Annotated in this window: 16 protein-coding genes; 10 read left to right on the top strand and 6 right to left on the bottom strand. The window is 47.5% G+C overall.

All coding sequences use genetic code 11. The features are described 5' to 3' along the window. Positions 1–103: 103 nt before the first annotated feature. Positions 104–1,483 (top strand): M20/M25/M40 family metallo-hydrolase, encoded by a 1,380-nt coding sequence (locus tag CWM47_RS18950; RefSeq protein WP_240625338.1) that lies wholly within the window; start codon positions 104–106, stop codon positions 1,481–1,483. Positions 1,484–1,531: 48 nt separating this feature from the next. Here CWM47_RS18950 and CWM47_RS18945 read toward each other — a convergent pair whose 3' ends face one another. Next, positions 1,532–2,686 (bottom strand): epoxide hydrolase family protein, encoded by a 1,155-nt coding sequence (locus CWM47_RS18945; protein WP_100989789.1) that lies wholly within the window; start codon positions 2,684–2,686, stop codon positions 1,532–1,534. A 222-nt stretch (positions 2,687–2,908) separates the two neighbouring features. Here CWM47_RS18945 and CWM47_RS18940 point away from each other — a divergent pair, with 222 nt between their 5' ends. The 3 genes from CWM47_RS18940 to CWM47_RS18930 all read left to right on the top strand — a co-directional run bounded on the left by CWM47_RS18940 (position 2,909) and on the right by CWM47_RS18930 (position 5,259). Continuing rightward, the gene (locus tag CWM47_RS18940; RefSeq protein WP_100989788.1) at positions 2,909–4,783 is read left to right on the top strand and encodes a M1 family metallopeptidase; all 1,875 of its coding nucleotides are present in this window, start codon (positions 2,909–2,911) and stop codon (positions 4,781–4,783) included. Positions 4,784–4,858: 75 nt separating this feature from the next. Further along, positions 4,859–5,080 carry a hypothetical protein gene (locus tag CWM47_RS18935; RefSeq protein ID WP_100989787.1) on the top strand — a complete coding sequence of 74 codons (222 nt, stop codon included), beginning with the start codon at positions 4,859–4,861 and terminating at the stop codon, positions 5,078–5,080. Beyond that, entirely contained in the window at positions 5,062–5,259 is a 198-nt protein-coding gene (locus CWM47_RS18930; protein WP_100989786.1) for a PIN domain-containing protein, read from the top strand. Before CWM47_RS18935 ends, CWM47_RS18930 begins: the two co-directional genes overlap by 19 nt. A gap of 88 nt (positions 5,260–5,347) precedes the next feature. Here CWM47_RS18930 and CWM47_RS18925 read toward each other — a convergent pair whose 3' ends face one another. Further along, on the bottom strand, positions 5,348–5,764 hold the full coding sequence (locus CWM47_RS18925; protein WP_100989785.1) for a hypothetical protein: 417 nt from the start codon (positions 5,762–5,764) through the stop codon (positions 5,348–5,350). A 120-nt stretch (positions 5,765–5,884) separates the two neighbouring features. Between CWM47_RS18925 and CWM47_RS18920 the strand changes: the two genes are divergently transcribed. From CWM47_RS18920 to CWM47_RS18905, 4 genes are all read left to right on the top strand, one after another. Further along, a complete protein-coding gene (locus CWM47_RS18920) occupies positions 5,885–7,120 on the top strand; it encodes a Bcr/CflA family multidrug efflux MFS transporter (RefSeq protein ID WP_100989784.1) in 1,236 nt (411 codons plus the stop codon). Between the two features lie 232 nt (positions 7,121–7,352). Beyond that, a complete protein-coding gene (locus CWM47_RS18915; protein ID WP_100989783.1) occupies positions 7,353–7,844 on the top strand; it encodes a DUF6169 family protein in 492 nt (163 codons plus the stop codon). 58 nt (positions 7,845–7,902) lie between these two features. Next, positions 7,903–11,286 (top strand): DEAD/DEAH box helicase, encoded by a 3,384-nt coding sequence (locus CWM47_RS18910; protein WP_100989782.1) that lies wholly within the window; start codon positions 7,903–7,905, stop codon positions 11,284–11,286. Positions 11,287–11,533: 247 nt separating this feature from the next. Beyond that, positions 11,534–11,836: a hypothetical protein gene (locus tag CWM47_RS18905; RefSeq protein WP_100989781.1), complete on the top strand. Its 303-nt coding sequence runs from the start codon at positions 11,534–11,536 to the stop codon at positions 11,834–11,836. Positions 11,837–11,841: 5 nt separating this feature from the next. Here CWM47_RS18905 and CWM47_RS18900 read toward each other — a convergent pair whose 3' ends face one another. The 4 genes from CWM47_RS18900 to CWM47_RS18885 all read right to left on the bottom strand — a co-directional run bounded on the left by CWM47_RS18900 (position 11,842) and on the right by CWM47_RS18885 (position 16,823). Then, positions 11,842–12,456 carry a DUF3137 domain-containing protein gene (locus tag CWM47_RS18900; protein WP_100989780.1) on the bottom strand — a complete coding sequence of 205 codons (615 nt, stop codon included), beginning with the start codon at positions 12,454–12,456 and terminating at the stop codon, positions 11,842–11,844. 221 nt (positions 12,457–12,677) lie between these two features. Further along, complete coding sequence (locus tag CWM47_RS18895; RefSeq protein WP_100989779.1) at positions 12,678–14,474, bottom strand: M61 family metallopeptidase; 1,797 nt, start codon at positions 14,472–14,474, stop codon at positions 12,678–12,680. Positions 14,475–14,663: 189 nt separating this feature from the next. Beyond that, positions 14,664–16,211, bottom strand: coding sequence for a Dyp-type peroxidase (locus CWM47_RS18890; protein ID WP_100989778.1), 1,548 nt, complete (start codon positions 16,209–16,211; stop codon positions 14,664–14,666). Between the two features lie 177 nt (positions 16,212–16,388). Then, positions 16,389–16,823, bottom strand: a complete 435-nt coding sequence (locus tag CWM47_RS18885) for a VOC family protein (protein ID WP_100989777.1) — start codon at positions 16,821–16,823, stop codon at positions 16,389–16,391. Positions 16,824–17,048: 225 nt separating this feature from the next. On the opposite strand from CWM47_RS18885, the gene CWM47_RS18880 reads away from it, so the two are divergent. Further along, positions 17,049–18,164 (top strand): glycoside hydrolase family 18 protein, encoded by a 1,116-nt coding sequence (locus tag CWM47_RS18880; protein WP_100989776.1) that lies wholly within the window; start codon positions 17,049–17,051, stop codon positions 18,162–18,164. 134 nt (positions 18,165–18,298) lie between these two features. Continuing rightward, positions 18,299–19,102, top strand: a complete 804-nt coding sequence (locus tag CWM47_RS18875) for an NIPSNAP family protein (protein ID WP_100989775.1) — start codon at positions 18,299–18,301, stop codon at positions 19,100–19,102. The last annotated feature ends 29 nt before the right edge of the window (positions 19,103–19,131 follow it).

Below are 19,131 nucleotides of genomic sequence, written 5' to 3'. Positions count from 1 at the left end.
ACGAACGTTACAATGAGTTTTTACCATAATAATAATCTAAAAGTCAGAACAAAACTCATCATCAGCAAATAATCTAATTTCATATTTCTTTCAACACGTTATTATGGCTTACGCCCTCCCGATGCAGCGAATATCAACTCTTTTTGTACTCGCCCTAACCACCCTTCATATCACGACCCAACCAATACTGGCTCAGTCAACAAAGCCAAAAACTTCGTCACCGTCTGGTATTGACAAGCGCTATATGGACGAAGTGAAGGCTTTGGCCGATCAGCCCGCCGTAAAAAAAGCATTCCAGATTTTCATCGACCTGGAGCCTCAAACGAGTCAGGACCATCGTAATCTGGTCGAAACGCCTTCGCCCCCCTTCAAGGAAGATGTACGGGCCAAAAAATTCGCGGCCATGATGCGCGAAGCCGGTGCCGATTCGGTATGGATTGACGAGGTAAACAATGTGATTGCCAAACGGAAAGGACGATCCGGCAAGAAAACGGTAGTTGTCGAGTCGCATCTGGACACCGTTTTTCCGGAAGGAACCGACGTAAAAATCAAGCAGAAAGGCGATACCCTGTACGCGCCCGGTGTGGGTGATGATACCCGTGGGCTGGCTGCGATACTAGCCGTTTTGAAAGGCATGGAGAAAGCCGGCATTGAAACAGATGCCGACGTACTATTTGTTGGCGCGGTGGGCGAAGAGGGACTGGGCGACCTTAGGGGCGTAAAACATTTGTTGCGGCAAGGTGGTCCAAAAGTCGATTCATATATTGCCGTCGATGGCGATGGTATTAGCAGTATTGTTCATGGTGGCCTGGGTTCGCATCGCTACCGGGTTACGTTCAAAGGGCCCGGTGGGCATTCTTACGGCTCGTTCGGTATCGTTAACCCACACAGTGCGCAGGGAAAGGCCATTTATTATTTTACTACCGAAGCGGATAAAGCCACGCGGCAGGGTGTTAAAACGACCTACAGTGTCAGCGTGATAGGCGGAGGCACCTCTGTTAATGCCATTCCATACGAATCGTGGATGGAAATCGACATGCGGTCCGAAAGTCCCGAAAAACTCAACGAGGTTGATCAATTGCTGCAAGCGGCTGTTAAACGGGCACTGGCAGAAGAAAACGGTATCAAACGGCAGGGACCCGACTTAACGGTCGACGTCAAGAAGATTGGCGATCGGCCATCGGGGAAAACTGACCCTTCCTCGGCCATTGTTCAGCGGGCTATGGCCGCAACGACCTATATGAACGCAGTCCCTCAATTGGATGTCGCATCTACGAATGCCAACACGCCCATTGCGTTAGGCATTCCGGCCATCACCATCGGCAGTGGTGGAATCGGCGGTGGCGAGCATTCGCTTAATGAATGGTGGCTGAATGACAAAGGGTATCTGGGTATGCAGCGCATCCTCTTGGTGTTGCTTGCCGAAGCTGGCATGGATAGAGGCACAGTGGCTTCGCCGATAAAGACGCGAGCTAAGCGGTGATATTAATGAAGAATATAGAATAATGGTCTATTCTATATTCTTCGTTAGCTAAACCCCCGACCGCAATGGCCGAAAAAATGCCCGAATATCTTCTGCCAGAAGTTCCGGTTCTTCCAGCGCTGCAAAATGCCCGCCTTTAGACATTTCTGTCCAGCGTTGAACATTGAAAAACCGGTCGGCAAACGCTTTGGGCGGCTTGATCAGATCTTTGGGAAATAGTGCGATACCTGTGGGTACGTCAGTTCTTGAGGCACCGGTTTGTGGTGGATTGTGCTGCGATTCATAGTACAGTCGATTGGCCGAATTGATCGTTTCCGTTACCCAGTAAATGGTTGCGTTTGTCAATAGCTCATCTTTTGTAAACTTGCTTTCTACATCCCCGTTCGTGTCACTCCAGATATGAAATTTTTCCAGTATCCAAGCCAGCAAACCAACCGGCGAATCGCTCAGGCCGTAGGCCAGCGTTTGTGGTTTCGTAGATTGAATCAGGGCATAAGCTCCTTCACTCATTTGCCATGCTTGGCCCGCTTTCATATACGCCTGCTCTTCGGGGGTCAGATCGTCGGGCTTTACTGTAAACAGGTGCATGAAGGGAATATCGGTTAGGTGAATACCCACCAGGGAATCGGGGTGTGCAAAGGCAATCTGCTCCGTGATGCTACTCCCCCAGTCGCCACCGTGAGCGCCAAACTTAGGGTAGCCAAGGACTTGAGTCATTAACTGACTGAATATTTCGGCAATACGTTGTTGATTAAAGCCCTTCTCCTTTGGTCGATCCGAAAAACCATAGCCCGGAATTGACGGTACCACTACATCGAACGCATCTTCGGCACTACCTCCATTTGCTTCCGGGTCAGTAAGCAGCGGAATGAGTTTATACATCCGAAAAAACGAGTCTGGCCAGCCGTGCGACAAAATAATCGGCAATGGTTTCGGCCCCTTCCCGTGTTCATGAATAAAGTGAACACCCAACCCATCAATTGTCGTTTTGGCTTGATGCAATTGATTAAGCATAGTTTCCTGTTTCCGCCAGTCGAAATGATGTTGCCAATAGTCAGTCAGTTCTTTAAGATAAGCCAGGTTAGTGCCATATGACCACCCGGCTCCGTTTATCTCATCAGGCCAGCGTGTATGGGCCAATCGCTCACGCAGGTCATCGAGCGTTTGCTGCTGAATAGAAATCCTGAAAGGCTGTAGTTCCATAAAGAAAACGTTTTTGTCCAGCTATTTATGATCTGTTTTAGAAAACATCTATTTCCCAGTAAACCACCGTTCCATCAATTTGTTAGTCTTATCCATCGCCTTTCCCTGACGCTTTTTATCATACCGTTCTTCCCATTCCTGACGTAGACAAAGTTCTTTTTATTAGCTTGCAACGACTCATAAACTGCATCTATTACGGAACCAACCCGTCAGCACAATACAATGAAATCACTGATTTTAGCTTTTTCTATAACCCTATTGGCCGGAGCCGCCAATGCCCAGAATTTGTATATGCCGCGTAATGTTAAGCAGGCCTATCAGAAAGGAACGCGTTCGATGGATGGCAAGCCCGGTAAAAATTACTGGCAGAATTTTGCCCGCTACAACATCACCATTAACGCTATGCCACCCAATCGAACCATACGCGGCACAGAAGAAATCACTTATATTAACAACAGTCCGGATACACTTAAAACACTCGTTTTCAAGCTGATTCTTAATAGCCACAAACCCGGCTCAGCCCGCCAATCGCCAGTGTCAACAGACTACCTGACGTCGGGCATTTCAATTGACAAATACACGGAGAACAATACCGTAAAACCCTGGCGGGATGCCGGAACAGCTACGCAAAGACAGGTTTCGCTGAACAAGCCGGTTATGCCCCACGACTCCGTAAAACTCTCGTTCGACTGGCATTATGATGTTTCTGTTGAAAGCGGGCGCGAAGGCGCGCTCGATTCGACGACGTTTTTTCTGGCTTATTTCTACCCCCGAGTGGCCGTTATGGACGACTATTATGGCTGGGATCGCACCACGTTTACAGAAGCACAGGAATTTTATAACGACTTCAACGACTATACCCTCACGGTCAACGTGCCGAAAGATTACATCGTGTGGGCCACCGGCGATTTGCAGAACGCAACCGAAGTACTGCAACCCACCTATGCCAAGCGCCTGAGCGAATCCCTTCAAACAGACTCGCTGATTCACGTAGCAACACTGGCCGATTTAATGGCAAAAAACGTGACGACCCAACAGCCTGTCAACGCCTGGAAATGGAAAGCCAGCTACGTTCCCGACATGGCTTTGTGCATCAGTAATCATTATGTCTGGGATGCGTCGAGCGTAGTGGTGGACAAGAAAACGAACCGGCGGTCGAGCGTACAGGCGGCTTTTCTGGATACGGCCAAAGATTTCCATCAAATGGTTAGTTTCGGGCGGCACTCGCTGGATTGGTTCTCAAACAATACACCCGGGGTTCCCTACCCATATCCAAAAACAACTATCGTTCAGGGATTTGCCGATATGGAATACCCTATGATGGTGAACGACGGGACAACGAACGATTTGAATTTCTCGCGTTTTGTAGCCGAGCACGAGATTGCCCATACGTGGTTCCCGTTCTATATGGGCATTAACGAAACACGCTACGGCTTTATGGATGAGGGCTGGGTTACGGCCTTTGAATACCTGATCAGCCAGGCCGATTTAGGGAACGAGCAGGCCACAAAAAACTTCCAGTTGTTTCGGGTTAGAGGCTGGATCAAAGATCCGTCGGCAGAGCAGTATTTGCCGATCATAACGCCAGCCAACGTACTAAGCGGAGCCGCTATGGGCAACAACGAGTATGGGAAAGCGGCCATTGGTTATCTGGCTCTCAAAGAGTTGTTAGGCGATGCAGAGTTTAAGAAAAGTCTGCTTGAGTTTATGAATCGCTGGCACGGCAAGCATCCCACTCCCTGGGACATGTTTTACAGCTTCAACAGTGCATCGGGCAAAGACCTGAACTGGTTCTGGAACAACTGGTTTTTCAGCAACAACTACATCGACTTCGCCATTCAGAACGTCGTTTCCACAGCGGCTCAATCGACCATCACCATTCAGAATATTGGTGGCTACGTAGCACCGGTCGATGTTGTCCTGACATTTGCCGATGGCACTACCGAAACCATCCATCAGACCCCGGCAATCTGGCAAACAAATCAGAAACAGGCAATTGTGAAAATTCCGACGAAAAAGAAAATCCAGTCGGTATCGCTGCAAGGCGGCATTTTCATGGATGCCGACGAAAGCAATAATAGCTGGAAAGCGAAGTAGGCAGGCCTCTATAACTGAATTGGTTTTAAAGGGGTGTATTGCCTATTTTTACGAATACATTAGACGCTTCTTATCATGAACGTACAGTATCTTTCCGATGCCCAGGGCAGACATACGGCCATCGTGATACCCATTGAGGACTGGAACAGCATCACGGCAAAACACCAGGATTTGAAAACACTGGAAGCCCTAAAACGAAAACCTTCCGATTTTTTCGGTACACTTAGCCACGAAGAAGGCGAAAAAATGCAGGAACACGTAACTCAAAGCCGCAACGAATGGGATCGCGGTATTTAATAGACACCAACGCCATTATTGATGCTTGTATAGGCCTGCGTAAGAATTTGAAAATAAAACTTCCCGATGCCATTATTGCAGCTACGGCTTTGGTACATGGCCGAACCATTATCATCCGCAACACCAAAGACTTTCAGGCTATTGCCGGATTAACGTGTATCAATCTGCATGAACTGTGAAGTTAAAAAACGTTCCTCTTCAACCTGAGTCTAAGTCAAGGCGTGAATATATTGGCACATTTTCCTGACCCTGTTAAAATCAACGCTCTCACGGTTTCGTCGCCGTAAAATTCACGGTGAAGCCGCTAACATTGTAGTTGGAAACGGTAATCACTTTATTACTATACGTACCCACCTTTGTGGTGCCCGAGTACAGATCAATGTTGCTTCCCGACTGGGTTAATTCGATCGGCTGGCTTTGCGACAATTTTGCTTCTACACCTGCGGCTTTCCCCACAAAATTGATAGCGAACACTACATTGGTTAGTGCATTCCCGTTTCGCGTGGCTACAGCAGTGCCGCTCGTAACATCGGTAATGGCAATGGGTTGTGTGCCGGTTGTACTGAACGAGGAAAGTGTATACGTACCCACAACAGTGGCCGCCAGATCGGGCGCGGTGTCCGCTTTCTTACAACTTACCAGCGCAAGGCCACAGAGCAATATTAGAAGAAGACGAAGTTGCATAAACGATTCGGGGGTTGGAATTTGGCGCAATATACGCCCGTGACAGAGTAGGCAGCGCACCCAATGGGAACAATAGTTTCCCGGAACACGTATTTAAAGCAGGACCTCCTCTTTGCGTGCATGACTCGCCGACAACACTTTATTAGTATTCTGATTTTGGGCATTCTGTCTACTATCAGTCCTTTTTCTATCGACATGTATTTGCCGGGATTTCCGGCTATTGCCAAAGACCTGCACACGCCCATTTCGCAGGTTCAGCTCTCGTTAACGGCTTATTTAGTCGGCATTTCGGTAGGGCAACTTCTATACGGCCCGTTATTGGATCGGTTTGGGCGCAAGTTGCCGCTCTATGCGGGTTTACTCGTGTACATAGCCGCATCGGTGGGCTGTGCGTTAAGTACGTCCATCGATATGCTCATCCTGATGCGGCTTTTACAGGCGCTGGGTGGTTGCGTTGGGCTGGTAGCCGCCCAGGCGCTGGTGCGCGATTTATTTCCCGTTAACCAGATCGCACAGGTATTCTCGTTGCTCACGCTGGTTATTGCCGTGTCGCCTATGATAGCCCCAACGGTGGGTGGGTATGCGACGATAGCGTTTGGCTGGCATTCTATTTTTATCATTCTGGCTGTCGTAGCGGCTTTGATGTTGGTTGGTGTCTTTTTTTTCTTACCCGACGGCAAACAACCCGACCCGGCTCTATCCTTACGTCCGAAGGCGGTTATGGGCAGTTTTTTTACCGTACTGAAACAGCCCCAATTTCTGACGTATTCGCTCGTAGGGGGCATTGCCACGGCCGCCCCGTTCGCTTATCTAGCAGGCTCTTCTGATGTGTTCATGACCATTTATCACGTCAGCGAACAGCAATACGGCTGGATTTTTGCCTTTCTGGCCATCGCCATGATTGGCCCAACGCAATTGAATCGGTTTTTGCTAAAACGGTTCAGTAATGAGCAGATCATCTTTACAACCCTGATTTATCAATCTATTGTCGGGCTGCTTTTGGTTATTGGCACCTGGGCGGGCTGGTATGGTCTGTTTGGTCTTATCGGGATGCTATTTCTATTTCTGGGCGGGCAAGGCATGACAAACCCCAATGCATCGGCTCTGTCGCTGGCACCTTTTTCCCGTCATGCTGGTAGTGCTGCGGCTTTGATGGGCAGTTTTCGTATGGGTTTTGGCTCCATTATTTCAGCGGCCGTTAGCGTCTTGCATAACAATACGGCGATCCCGATGGTGGGTGTTATGACGGTTTGTGTTATCCTTGGCCTGGTCATTCTTCTGATTGGCGAACGCGTTATTCGCTACCAGCCCAAACCCGGTGATCTTGATGAGCCCATGACCGAGGTTATGTTGTAATGCCTTAGTTACGCTTGCATTTAACGGCAATAAAAGAAACGGCAACGCCCAACAAGACAGATAGAAACGGCAAGTTGCGGCAACCCGCAATCGTTAGTATCTTGCACAAGATCTACCGATTTTCCACGTAAACATCTACAGGTTATGGCAACAACAGTAGAATGCCCGAAGAACTTCGCCCGGGAGATGTTAGATAAAAAAAGACGTGTTCAGGAGTACTTAAAGAGTGGCGATGAAACCAAAAAACCAGCCGGAGTTAAGTTTGTTGAGCCCTTTACCGTACCTGCTGAAGGACGCTGAGAACGGGGTCACTTTTGAGACAGATTTTGGAATACTTTATAAAATAAGCTTTACAGACGACTCAGACTATTTGTTTGAGTCGTCTTTTGTTAATGCCGTTTACTCTTTTTCGATAACCCATCTGGCAGGACAGATTCAACATAAAGATCCACGTGTTGAACAAACTGTTATAAAAGCTCTCCTGCTCACTTTTGAAGCATCGCCCACTGCGTTGATTAATTATGTCTGTAGCTTAGACGATGAGCAAGAGGCAGCCAGAAACAGGCTTTTTCACAGTTCGTATCTTCGAGTGAGCAAAGACGCTTTTGTGAAACTTGATCACAAAAACCCCGACGAACGAGTTTATTCATCTGTCATCTTCCTGCGAAATCATCCAGCTGAAAAGGAAATAAACAGAATGTTCCGGCAAGTTTTTGAGAAGTAGGTAAGCAGAATGATTATCTCAATGTACCCTTCCTGTTGTAATAAAAAAAGAAACGATAATGCCCATTCAGCCGGATAGACGTGATATCCCCAATGAAAAACCCATCTATTGTCTGGAAGGTATCACGATTTCTACGCTGACAGATAGTTTGCTGGCCAAACATAGTGGTGGATTCGTGTCGTCGGCAGATGACTACGCCGATATTGTACCACAACTCATTGATCTGCATCATGGCTCATTTACTACCGCTTCGCGCTCAGCCTATTTCCCACTTGTGGTCGTCAGACAAACAGAGCAATCACTGCGGGTGTCCTGTGCCTGTACTGCGCCAAAAGACACATTATGTACACATCAGGTACAGGTTTTATCGGCAATAATTCGGCGAAATGAACTCCTCATCTTCTTCGACACACCCCTCCGGCATGAAGCGATCAAACGGATTGCCAAAGACTATGGGCTAGAGAATGAGCCGTTCCCCGACGATTTTTTTCAGGTAGAAATCGAGAATAAATCCATACATATCCACCCTAAACGCCCGGAACTCATTCGACTAAATCAGGCCGATAAAGAATACCTGACGGCCCAGTTACTGCCGAAGGCGACGCCATTTGGGCCGCTCATAGATGACCCCAGCCCAAACCTGAAACGAATCCTGGTCTTTACGAAACACCGATTTTACGAAAATTTTTGCCTTGAACTTTTTGATGCAAATACGGCTAAAAATGGCCGGATAAAGAACCCGCTCCATTCGCTCCAGCCGTTTGATCTACTCACGCAGGTCGATAACCTGAGCGAAGTAAAGTTCTATTCGGCAGTAGCTAAATTCCAGAATCATCATCGTTCAAAGAAAGAGGATATAGATCTGGCCGCCCTGCGGCTGGTGGCAAAAAACCCATTAAAAATGGGCGTTTACTACCACTCAGCCAGTGTTTCAGAAAACATCACTTCCCACTCGCTCGTGCCGATAAAACTGGAAAGCCTACAGGCCGACCTTACTTTAACAGTGCGAAAAGAGGGTGATTTCTACGAAATATGGGGGTCACTCAGTCATAACGGCACCGCTCATGAGTTGCATAAACTCGTTATCAGATACGATTACTTTCTTCTGCTCGATGATGCACTTTACCTTATTGAAAACACTGACTATCTGCCGGTTATCCATTATTTCAACAAGACTAATAACCGAATCGTCATTCACCAATCGAAGTATGAGGAGTTTCGGCAAACAGTCCTGACCTCGCTCGAAGACCGGGTGCAGATAAAGTACACCTACCTGAAACCGGCAACACCCGCGCAACTGTCTGAAGGCGGCTTTATACAGGAACGGGAACGGATCATTTACCTGTCAGACTCCGAAAACTACGTTCAGATCACACCCGTTATCAAATACGGAAACGTCGAAGTGCCAGTTCTGTCTAAACGCCAGATACAGTCCGTCGACAGCAAAGGGAAGCCGTTTACGGTCACCCGCGACGATGCCGCCGAAATTCAACTTACGATGGCGGTACTTCAGGCGCACCCTGATTTCTACGATCAACTGAACCAGTCCTGCTTCTATCTACACAAAAAACACGTGCTGGATGAGAACTGGTTTCTATCTGCTTTTGATACCTGGACCAGTCAGCATATTCACATTCTTGGCTTTAATACGCTCAGAAACAACAAACTAAACCACAACAAAGCCAGGGTTTCAGTCAATGTGAGCAGTGGGCTCAACTGGTTCGAAACTTCGCTGGGCCTCACCTACGGCAAACAAAGGGTATCGCTCAAACACCTCCACAAAGCCATAAAAAACAAAAGCCGTTTTGTTACCCTCGACGATGGAACCCAGGGCGTATTACCCACCGAATGGCTCGAACGCTTTACGGCTTTTTTCCAGGCGGGCGACGTGGTCGATGAGCAGATCCGCACACCCAGAGTCAGCTTTTCGAGTGTACGCGAGTTGTATACCGACGATGAACTGATGAACGACGTGAAAGACCAGTTGGCCCTGTTCGCCAAAGGTTTCCGTGATTTTGAGTCCATTCGGCCCGTTGCGGTGCCAACGGAGTTACAGGCCACGCTTCGCGATTACCAGAAAGAAGGGTTAAACTGGTTAAATTTTCTGGATGAGGTGGGGTTTGGCGGTTGTCTGGCCGACGATATGGGACTTGGGAAAACACTCCAGATCATTGCGTTTATCCTGCTGCAGCGCATGAAGAATCATACGTATACAAACCTGATTGTGGTGCCAACTTCCCTCCTGTTCAACTGGCAGGCCGAAGTAGCCCGGTTTGCGCCAAGTCTCACGATTCATACATTTTATGGAGCCAACCGTAGTCTGAGGAAAAAGGAGTTCGATCAATATGATATTATACTTACCTCATACGGCACGCTTCTGTCCGAGATTCGCTTTCTAAAAGAATACGCCTTCAACTACGTTTTTCTGGATGAATCGCAGGCAATAAAAAACCCGGAATCGCAACGCTATCAGGCAGCGCGGCTGTTGCATTCGCGCAACAAGATTGTGCTGACAGGCACTCCCACCGAAAACCATACTTTCGACCTGTATGGACAGCTTTCGTTTGCCTGTCCGGGCCTGTTGGGCAGTTACAATTATTTCAAAGCACACTACTCAACGCCCATCGACAAGTTTGACGACCGGCAACGTGCCCGCGAACTCCAGGCCAGAATCAGTCCGTTCATCCTTCGCCGAACAAAAGCACAGGTAGCCACCGAACTGCCCGACAAAACGGAAATGGTACTTCATTGCGAAATGGGGCCGGAACAACGGAGCGTGTATGACGCTTACGAACAGGAGTTCAGAAATTACCTGCTGACAACTAAAGAAGGTGATATTCCACGGGCTCGCCTGCATGTATTGCAGGGACTTACCAAGCTACGCCAGATTTGCAACTCGCCGGTGCTGCTTAACGATGAAGAATTTTACGGAAACTCTTCAGCGAAAATCGACGTGCTGATGGAGCAGATCGAGAACAAATCACCGAACCATAAAATCCTCGTCTTCTCACAGTTTGTAACCATGCTCGACCTCATCAGGACACAATTAGAAACCCGGCAGATTAGCTTCGAATACCTTACTGGACAAACCACAAACCGGGCCGCCAGTGTGAACCGGTTTCAGTCCGACGACACGGTACGGGTATTTTTAATCAGCCTCAAAGCCGGGGGTAATGGCCTCAACCTGACCCAGGCCGACTATGTGTATTTAGTAGACCCCTGGTGGAATCCAGCGGTTGAAAATCAGGCTATTGACCGAAGTTACCGAATTGGTCAAAAGAAAAACGTTATGGCAATTCGCTTACTATGCCCAAATACAATCGAAGAAAAGATTCTTGAACTACAGGCAAGCAAGCAGGAACTGGCCGATAATCTTGTCAGAACTGATATATCTATACTAAAATCTCTGTCAAAGAATGACTTACTACAGTTGTTAAGCTGATGGAAGTCATGAACGCGAGCTTAACTGATCAGTAACTTCGTTCTATGAAATTTCCGAATCGACTTCTTTTTCTGATCAATTAACGAACAAATACTCTTAACAGAAGTGATATTAAAAATTCGAATCAGTAACTATTTGCATTAAATTCAAAATTATATTTCTGTATATAACTGAACATTTAGAAACTATTTATTAATTATACGTCAAATGTATTCACCCCACCAACTTATTACCCACCGTATCTATTATGTCTACATTAGATCATGAAATCGACGCAGTCAATCAGCTTTCATTCGTAGCCGATGCCTATCCGTACAAGGACAATCAAACCATTGTTGTGGTGCTTAAGGCTCCATTACGAAAAAACCTCCCTCCGGATCGGTCTATATTGACCTTTCAGATCACTAATTTCACTGTGGCTGCCGTGCTGGCAGCCTACGAACACGAAGTTGTTGCTTTTCTGGCCGATACGCTTCGCATTGCCGAAACGCTTTTGTCACAAACGACTAATCAACGTGTTATCCACCTGATTCCGTTGTGCATGAATTAGGAAGTTCATTTGAATATAATATTGGGATCATCTTCGTAAGCTGAATCAATCAAGCATAACTGATTCAGCGTTTCGGCAAAAAGGACATAGAGCTGTTTTAACAGCTCTATGTCCTTTATAACGCCTACCACTTTAAACGTCAACTGATCTACGCCTTCGGGAAATTTAGCCGAAAGCCAGCCATCATCGTCTTCCACCTCCAAACTGATATCGGGCTGGGCGTCAATCAATTCCCGTAGTTTAGGATTTGCAAACAGGCGCTGAAGTTTATGCTCATCCTTACTCTGAATAATGAACCGATCATCGAATTCAGGGAAGCCGACGTCAATATCCTGCATCCCCATTTTTTTACCCAGGTCACTAAAGAAACCTTTCCGATATAGTTTGAATCGAAACCCGTCCTTATTCACATAGGGGGCTCTCATTCGGGTATAGGTGATGAATACTTTTCCGACCGGCACAACGAAAGTATCCAGTGTAACGGTCCATTCCTTCACGCTCGCTTCTACTTTACTATCTTTCAAAAAACGACTCTCAATAAAATCAGCGTCGATTTCCTGAGCCAGTTGTTTCCAGATGTCGTTTTTATAGGGACCAAATAGTTTCTTCAGCTTACTCATGGTTAAGAGGGATGTTTAGAGAGGGAAGCGTTGAAACTTTTACCATCAAGCTCACATTTAGATTTTTTTGTCATCCCGACGCAAGGAGGGATCTTCGGACAAGATGAAGTGATCCAGCTTACCGAAGATCCCTCCTTGCGTCGGGATGACAAAAAAATCTAAATTTCACCAAAAGAGAAGGTTTAAACAGCTTCAGGAATAAATTTCTCAAAAAAGTTCTTTTATAAATTTCGTTGCCAGACCTCGCGTAATTGTAGTTGCTGGGGCGTTGCCTGCGGGTCGAGTTGAAATTGATAGTTGCGCACAAGTTCTTTTTCATAAACCGTGCTTTTCGCGCGTATTTCCTGACCGTCCCGTTTGACTGTCAACTCATAAACATCTCCAGCTTTCTGCTGCTTCATTTCGTCCTGAATGGCCCCAATTGTTTCCATCGTTACGGGCTTTCCATTATACGCAATCCATTCATCTTTCTCCTGCAAACCAGCTTTACGCAGCGAATCACCTACGGTTCTCAGCAAGAATTTATTGTCAACCAAGCTGGCTCCCATACCCATCGAAGGCACTTTTTGGCCAGTCGGTACAGACAGCGCATAGGTTATGCCTAATTTGCCGTAATACTCGCTAAACGGCAAGGGCTCGGCGGCTTTTATGTATCTGTTGAAGAAGTCAGCAATTTCGGGATACGTCTTTTGGGTAAAGATGGTAAAGAATTCTTTTTCCGGAAAGGCCTGATTGGGTCCGTACGTTGTGGCCAGTTCGTTGATAACCTCCCGCAAACCGCGCTTGCCATTCGATAGCTCCAACAGGCGAATGTCCAGCAAACCGGCCACCAACGCACCACGGGCGTATATGTTCCCGTATTGACGCTGCCCTTCGTCTGTGTAACAGGTCAGGCCCAGTTTACTTAAGCTGTAGGTTGTATCGAGGCTTTTATCGTAGGCTATTTTTTGACTCTGTTCATCAAAATAAGTGGGTAAGTCCATGATCTGGCCCCGCAACTGCATAGCATCACTAGCCCATTCTGTTACGCCTTCGTAGAGCCACAAATGCTCGGAAGGTGTTGGTGTTACGAAGTTGAACTGCTGAATTATTTCGCTGTGAATGTTCAACGGCGTGACAACATGGAAGAACTCATGCGCGGCAATCGATGTCATGTTGTCGGCCAGTTTTTTTGAGAACTCCTCTTCTTTTATAACGTATTCCGAACTGTACGAATGCTCCCAGGCTCCCCAATCCTGATCCTCGAAGTGATATAGAAAGGTATAATGTTTAACGGGCAACTGCTTCAAAAACTGCCCGGCCGCCGTTAGCATCGACTGCATGTTGGTGAGCAGTTGGTCGGACTTGATCTTGTCGTTTTTAGAGTAGGTGTACACGTCGATCTGTGCACCGGCAACCGTCGTGGTGGCTTTTGTCAGGCGACCCAATAAAATGGGGGAATCGACAATGCGGTCGTAGTTGGCAGCGGTAAAATAACCTTTGTCGTTTTTCTCCAGTGCCGTTCCAACCGACCATTCTGCCGGGAAGTCGATCTTCAGGTCAATGGGCGCGTTCTGCATGCCACCCGGATAGCCAAATACACCCTGCCCGTTAATAAGCACGTGGTCTTTTTCGATGGATGTTCCACACATATTGTACGGCTTATGTTCGTTGACGGGCGTATCCCAGGTTTCGGCAATGCTGTACTGAACGGTGCTTACTTTTTGGGGTTGGTCAAATTTCCATTGGTTGGTGGAGACCTGTTTCGTTTTCAGTTCGCGGCCTTTGGCATCAAACGCCTTGAACGACCGAACGTAACGGCCAATGTCCATAACCTGATAGGTGCCGGGAGCAGTGGAGGCAAACTGGTAAATGGCATTCTCGGCTGTTAAGCCAGTCACGTGCAGGGTCACCTTGAACTGATCGTCGGTGCGGTCGTTCAGGTTCACCTCATACACCAGCGGAGTGGTTGGTTTGGCCAACGAGAACCGGGCAACAAGCAGGGCAGTGCCCAGAAAAAAAAGGCGTACTAGCTTCATATAAGTTGGCTATCAATAGGGAAGAGCAAGTTAGTTGAATCAGCAAAAAGCAAGAAGGCACATGGTTCTTGCGGAATTATTTGCGGATAAACGGTGCCACGTTCACGACTCATTGACCTAGTTGTTCTATTTCCCGTAACCAGAAACAGCCGCCTTTGAGGGCGGCTGTTTCTGGTTAGGCACTGTTTTTTATAAAGAGCTTAAAAACGTTTTGCTGGGCGCAAAGAAATACTCCCCTCCCCGCGTCGTTACGAAGTTCCCGAAATCGGCAATAGCCGGGAGCGTACTGTGTGGATCGGGCACCGTATGCAGATGATCGGCCAGCACAGCGACCGTTGTAGCGTCATCATACTTGCGGGCATATCGGTGCATTAATGGATCAAACGCACCCTGACCAATGACAGGGTCTTTTCCCGTATGCAATGCTGGCGGGGGATTTTCTCTGGCGAAAACGAAATTATCCTGATTAACCCACGATTGCTGAATGAACTCAAACTGATTGGCCAGTACCCGTTGAAAACTCATAAACAACAGACCAACTCCCCCATTGGGCAATTGCGAAAGGTCGTTTTGCTCGTTTGGATGAACATCGCGGTGGCCGTAGATGATTCCCCGGCGAGCCATTGTATGGAGCTGCTCTTTCTCAATTGTCTCGCCGGGAAACTGCGTTGTTTCGCCCCGTGGGTTCGATTTACGAATGTGGGCGTGGAATGGGCAACGTGCCCCGTCCTGATCACTTTCGTAAGTAAAGTTGTTGAGTTTTCCCACAAACTTGCCACTCACCGGGATAGCTGGATCGTGGTGTGCGTTCAGCTTGTCATCCGCCGAACTAAGCGTAACAGGCATTCCATTCTCAAACCGGCCAATGATCATAGCCCCGGCTACTTCACGGGCATCGTTCTTTTCTTTTGGATTGACGATACCATCGCCGAGGCCTAGTGCTGTAGCCAATACCTGTTCGGCCTGCTTGAAATCGCGGACGTGCTGTTCCAGTTTACGAAATACTAGATAGCTGCCAAACGATTGACCGGGCGTTCCGCCGGGATCTTCTTCCAGAACCAGATCCCAGGATGCCAGCGGATTCCAGTTGGTTGTCAGATCTGGATTTAGCTCCTCTTGAAAGAACTTTGGCTGGCTAATGCCATCTACATACCCAAAGTGTTCGATGTCGTCGTCATTTGCATTTTTGATACCGTCGCCACGTTCCACAAACACATGGGCCAGACCATCGTGCCGAAGTGCATTCATAATGTTCATGGTTTCCCAATCCAGGATATCCGCCCGCTCAGTGCCGCCAAATCCCAGCAGGATCATACCGTGAACAAAGTCATCACGGTAGCCTTCATCCCAGTTTGACGGGACATCGCCCAAATTATTTTTGGATGCTTCCATACCTGCCCTGAACTGGGGGTCTTGTGGCGTTTGGGCTACCGGTATTTCTAAATATTCATAACCTGCTCCACTTAAATAAAGCCCGGTGAAAAGATGCTGGTTATTATTTTTTTCAAAATCGAGTGTATCCGCCTTCTGTTTGGCCGCTGATGTGACGAGGTGTGAAAACTCCCGAATAAACCGCTTTGCCCGGTTAGCTTTACCGGGGTAGAACCTAAAAAAAATATTTGATGTGTGATTGCGCCCATGTGACTTGAGGATATTGCCCTGTAAATCATTGGCAATGGCATTGAACTCAGGGCCATCATAGCTTAGTCCTTTTTGAGTTAAAAATAGTGGAGGCATAGGAGTGCGAGTTTTGGCAGTACATACATCTGTACGCCAACTATTTAGTCGTAAGGACTTGCTAATGAGGAAACAAGGATTATATGTATAATAAACAGCCGCAACAGGAATGACCCGCTGCGGCTGTTTGAATAGGTTTTCTACACTATTTATTTTAATTCAGATTTTATAGTTGTCTTATTGAGCGCTGATTTCTGATGCTGGTTGCTCCTGATTTATGGCGCTTGGGTCCATGTACATAATTTCCCATAGGTGGCCATCCAGGTCCTGAAACCCATGACCATACATGAGTCCCTGATCCTGTGGCTCATTGGGCGTTGTGGCTCCGGCGGATACCGCTTTACTCACCCATTCGTCTACTCCTTCACGACTCTCAGCCGATAGACAGATGATAGACTCCGCGCTTATTTTGGTATCCGCGATTTCTTTTTTGGTAAAGCTTTTGAAATACTCCTCAACCAGCAGCATGACATATATATCCTCGCTTATGATCATGCAGGTAGCGTTTTCATCCGTAAACTGAGGGTTAAAGTTATACCCAAGACTGGTGAAGAACTCGACCGATTTGTTTAGGTCTTTAACGGGTAGGTTTACAAAAATTTTGGTTGCCATACGTACTTTTGTTTTAATGATTACTTAATAAAGGTACCGTTGAAACATCGAATAGAAGATGTGTAAATGCGGCAAAAAAAGGGCTTTTTGCGTCAATAGATAGCTTATTTATTCGCTTTAGCACAATTCGGCACCGTGGCCGTTTACTGTACATAAAGCCCGGTATAAACCGGCTGCAAAGCCCAAACTTTTCAATTATTTTGCCTATCCAATACGCTCTTCTCCATGTCTCGAACCGTTTATCTTCTCACGTTCTTCTCTTTTTCCCTGTTCCTTGCCGGTTTTAAACCCGACCCTGCCGCCAAACGGATTGTGCTCGCCTATGTGGGCGGATTTCGCGGCCTGGTCGATACAGACAAGATTGCCGCCGAGAAACTGACACACATTAATTACGCCTTTGTCGATGTTCGGAAGAACCGGGCCTGGCTCCATAATCTCGCCACCGACTCAACTAATTTCAAGAACCTGAACCGGCTTAAACTGCGTAACCCAAACCTCAAAATACTGATCTCGATTGGCGGCTGGGCATGGAGCGAGAACTTCTCCGATGCCGTCGTGAGCGATACGGGACGAGTCGCCTTTGCGGCTTCGGCGGTCGATATTGTCCGGGAGTATCAATTGGATGGCGTCGATATTGACTGGGAGTACCCCGGCATGAAAGGCGAAGACAACGTGTTCAGGCCCGAAGACAGAGAAAACTTTACGCTGCTGTTTAAAGCCCTTCGGGAACAGCTCAACACCCTGAAGCAACAAACCGGCAAGGACTATCTGGTTACGACAGCCCTGCCCGGATTCGAGGCCATTTTCACGCATACCGACATGGCTAAAGCTCAACAATACCTGGATTATATCAACGTGATGGCTTACGACTTTTTCACCGGTGGTCCGCTGGCCGGGCATCACACTAACCTGCGCTCATCGGGCAAGGTCGATAACGAAAGCTCCGGCGACCGGGCCGTAAAGTTGTACGAAAAGGCGGGCGTTCCTGCCAATAAACTCGTGCTGGGTGTGGCGTTTTATGGGCGGGCATGGCAGTTGCAAAACGACAATCCCGACATCTATCCCAGAACCATCACGAAAGTTGAACGGGGCGATGGCTACACCTTCATTAAAGATAGCTTACTGACAAATCCGGCTTACAAACGCCACTGGGACCGGCGAGCCAAAGCGCCCTACCTGTACAATGCCGCCCTGAAACGTTTTGTCTCCTACGACGACGAGGCATCCATAAAGGCCAAATGTACCTACGTGAAAAAGCACAACCTGGCGGGCGTCATGTTTTGGGAGTACTTCAACGATCCGAAAACGTATCTTTTGAACGAAATAAACCGGAATTTGTAGTATCAACGCGAAAAAGCCGGTACTTATGGCAATCAGGATTTAAGTAAACTCTTATGGTAGAACAGCCAGTATCCACACTTTACGGGGTGGCTAAATACCAGCATTTCGCCAGCAATCAGTAAAAACCACTCTTTATGAAAAGACGTCAGTTCGTGAAAGCATCACTTATTACCAGCTCGGTGGCTGGGGTTATGAATCCATTAAATCAGGCCGCAGCTGCCTCAGAGACCCAACAAAACCAAAACCCGGAGTTTTATGAACTGCGGATATACACCCTAAAAAACGGCAACCAACTCAAAACGGTCCAGAATTATTTTCAGCAAGCAGCCATTCCAGCCTACAATCGCTTAGGCAGCAAGACTATAGGGGTATTTACCGAATACCTTCCACAAGGCTTTACAAAACTGGTTGTTGTTATACCCTTTACCTCACTGGACGCTTACATTAAGGTATCCGACCAACTGGCCAGTGACTCGACTTACCAGCAGGCCGGAGCTGAGTATTTAACTGCCGAAGCCACTCAACCAGCTTATGAACGCATTGAAAGCTCCCTGCTAAAAGCGTTTACCAACATGCCCCGACTGGAATTGCCCGAGAAAAAGCCACGAATCTTTGAGTTACGCCGGTATGAAAGCCCCAGCGAAACGACGGGAAAAAAGAAAATCGAAATGTTTAATCAGGCGGGCGAAATAGCCATTTTTAAGCGGGTAGGGCTTACGCCGGTATTTTTCGGTGAAACCCTGATTGGACCCATGCGCCCTAATCTGACCTACCTCCTGACATTTGACAATATGGAAGAACACGACCAGAACTGGAAGAAATTTGGCAGTGACCCCGACTGGAAAAAGATCAGCTCCATGCCTGAGTATGCGAATGATAAAATCATTTCGACTATTACCCGGACGTTTTTAGTGCCTGCGGCTTTTTCCCAGATTTAATCTTTATCACAGTCAGGCCTTTCGCTTAG

This window comes from Spirosoma pollinicola (assembly GCF_002831565.1).
Taxonomy (GTDB): domain Bacteria; phylum Bacteroidota; class Bacteroidia; order Cytophagales; family Spirosomataceae; genus Spirosoma; species Spirosoma pollinicola.
This window is presented reverse-complemented; position numbering and strand designations above follow the sequence as displayed.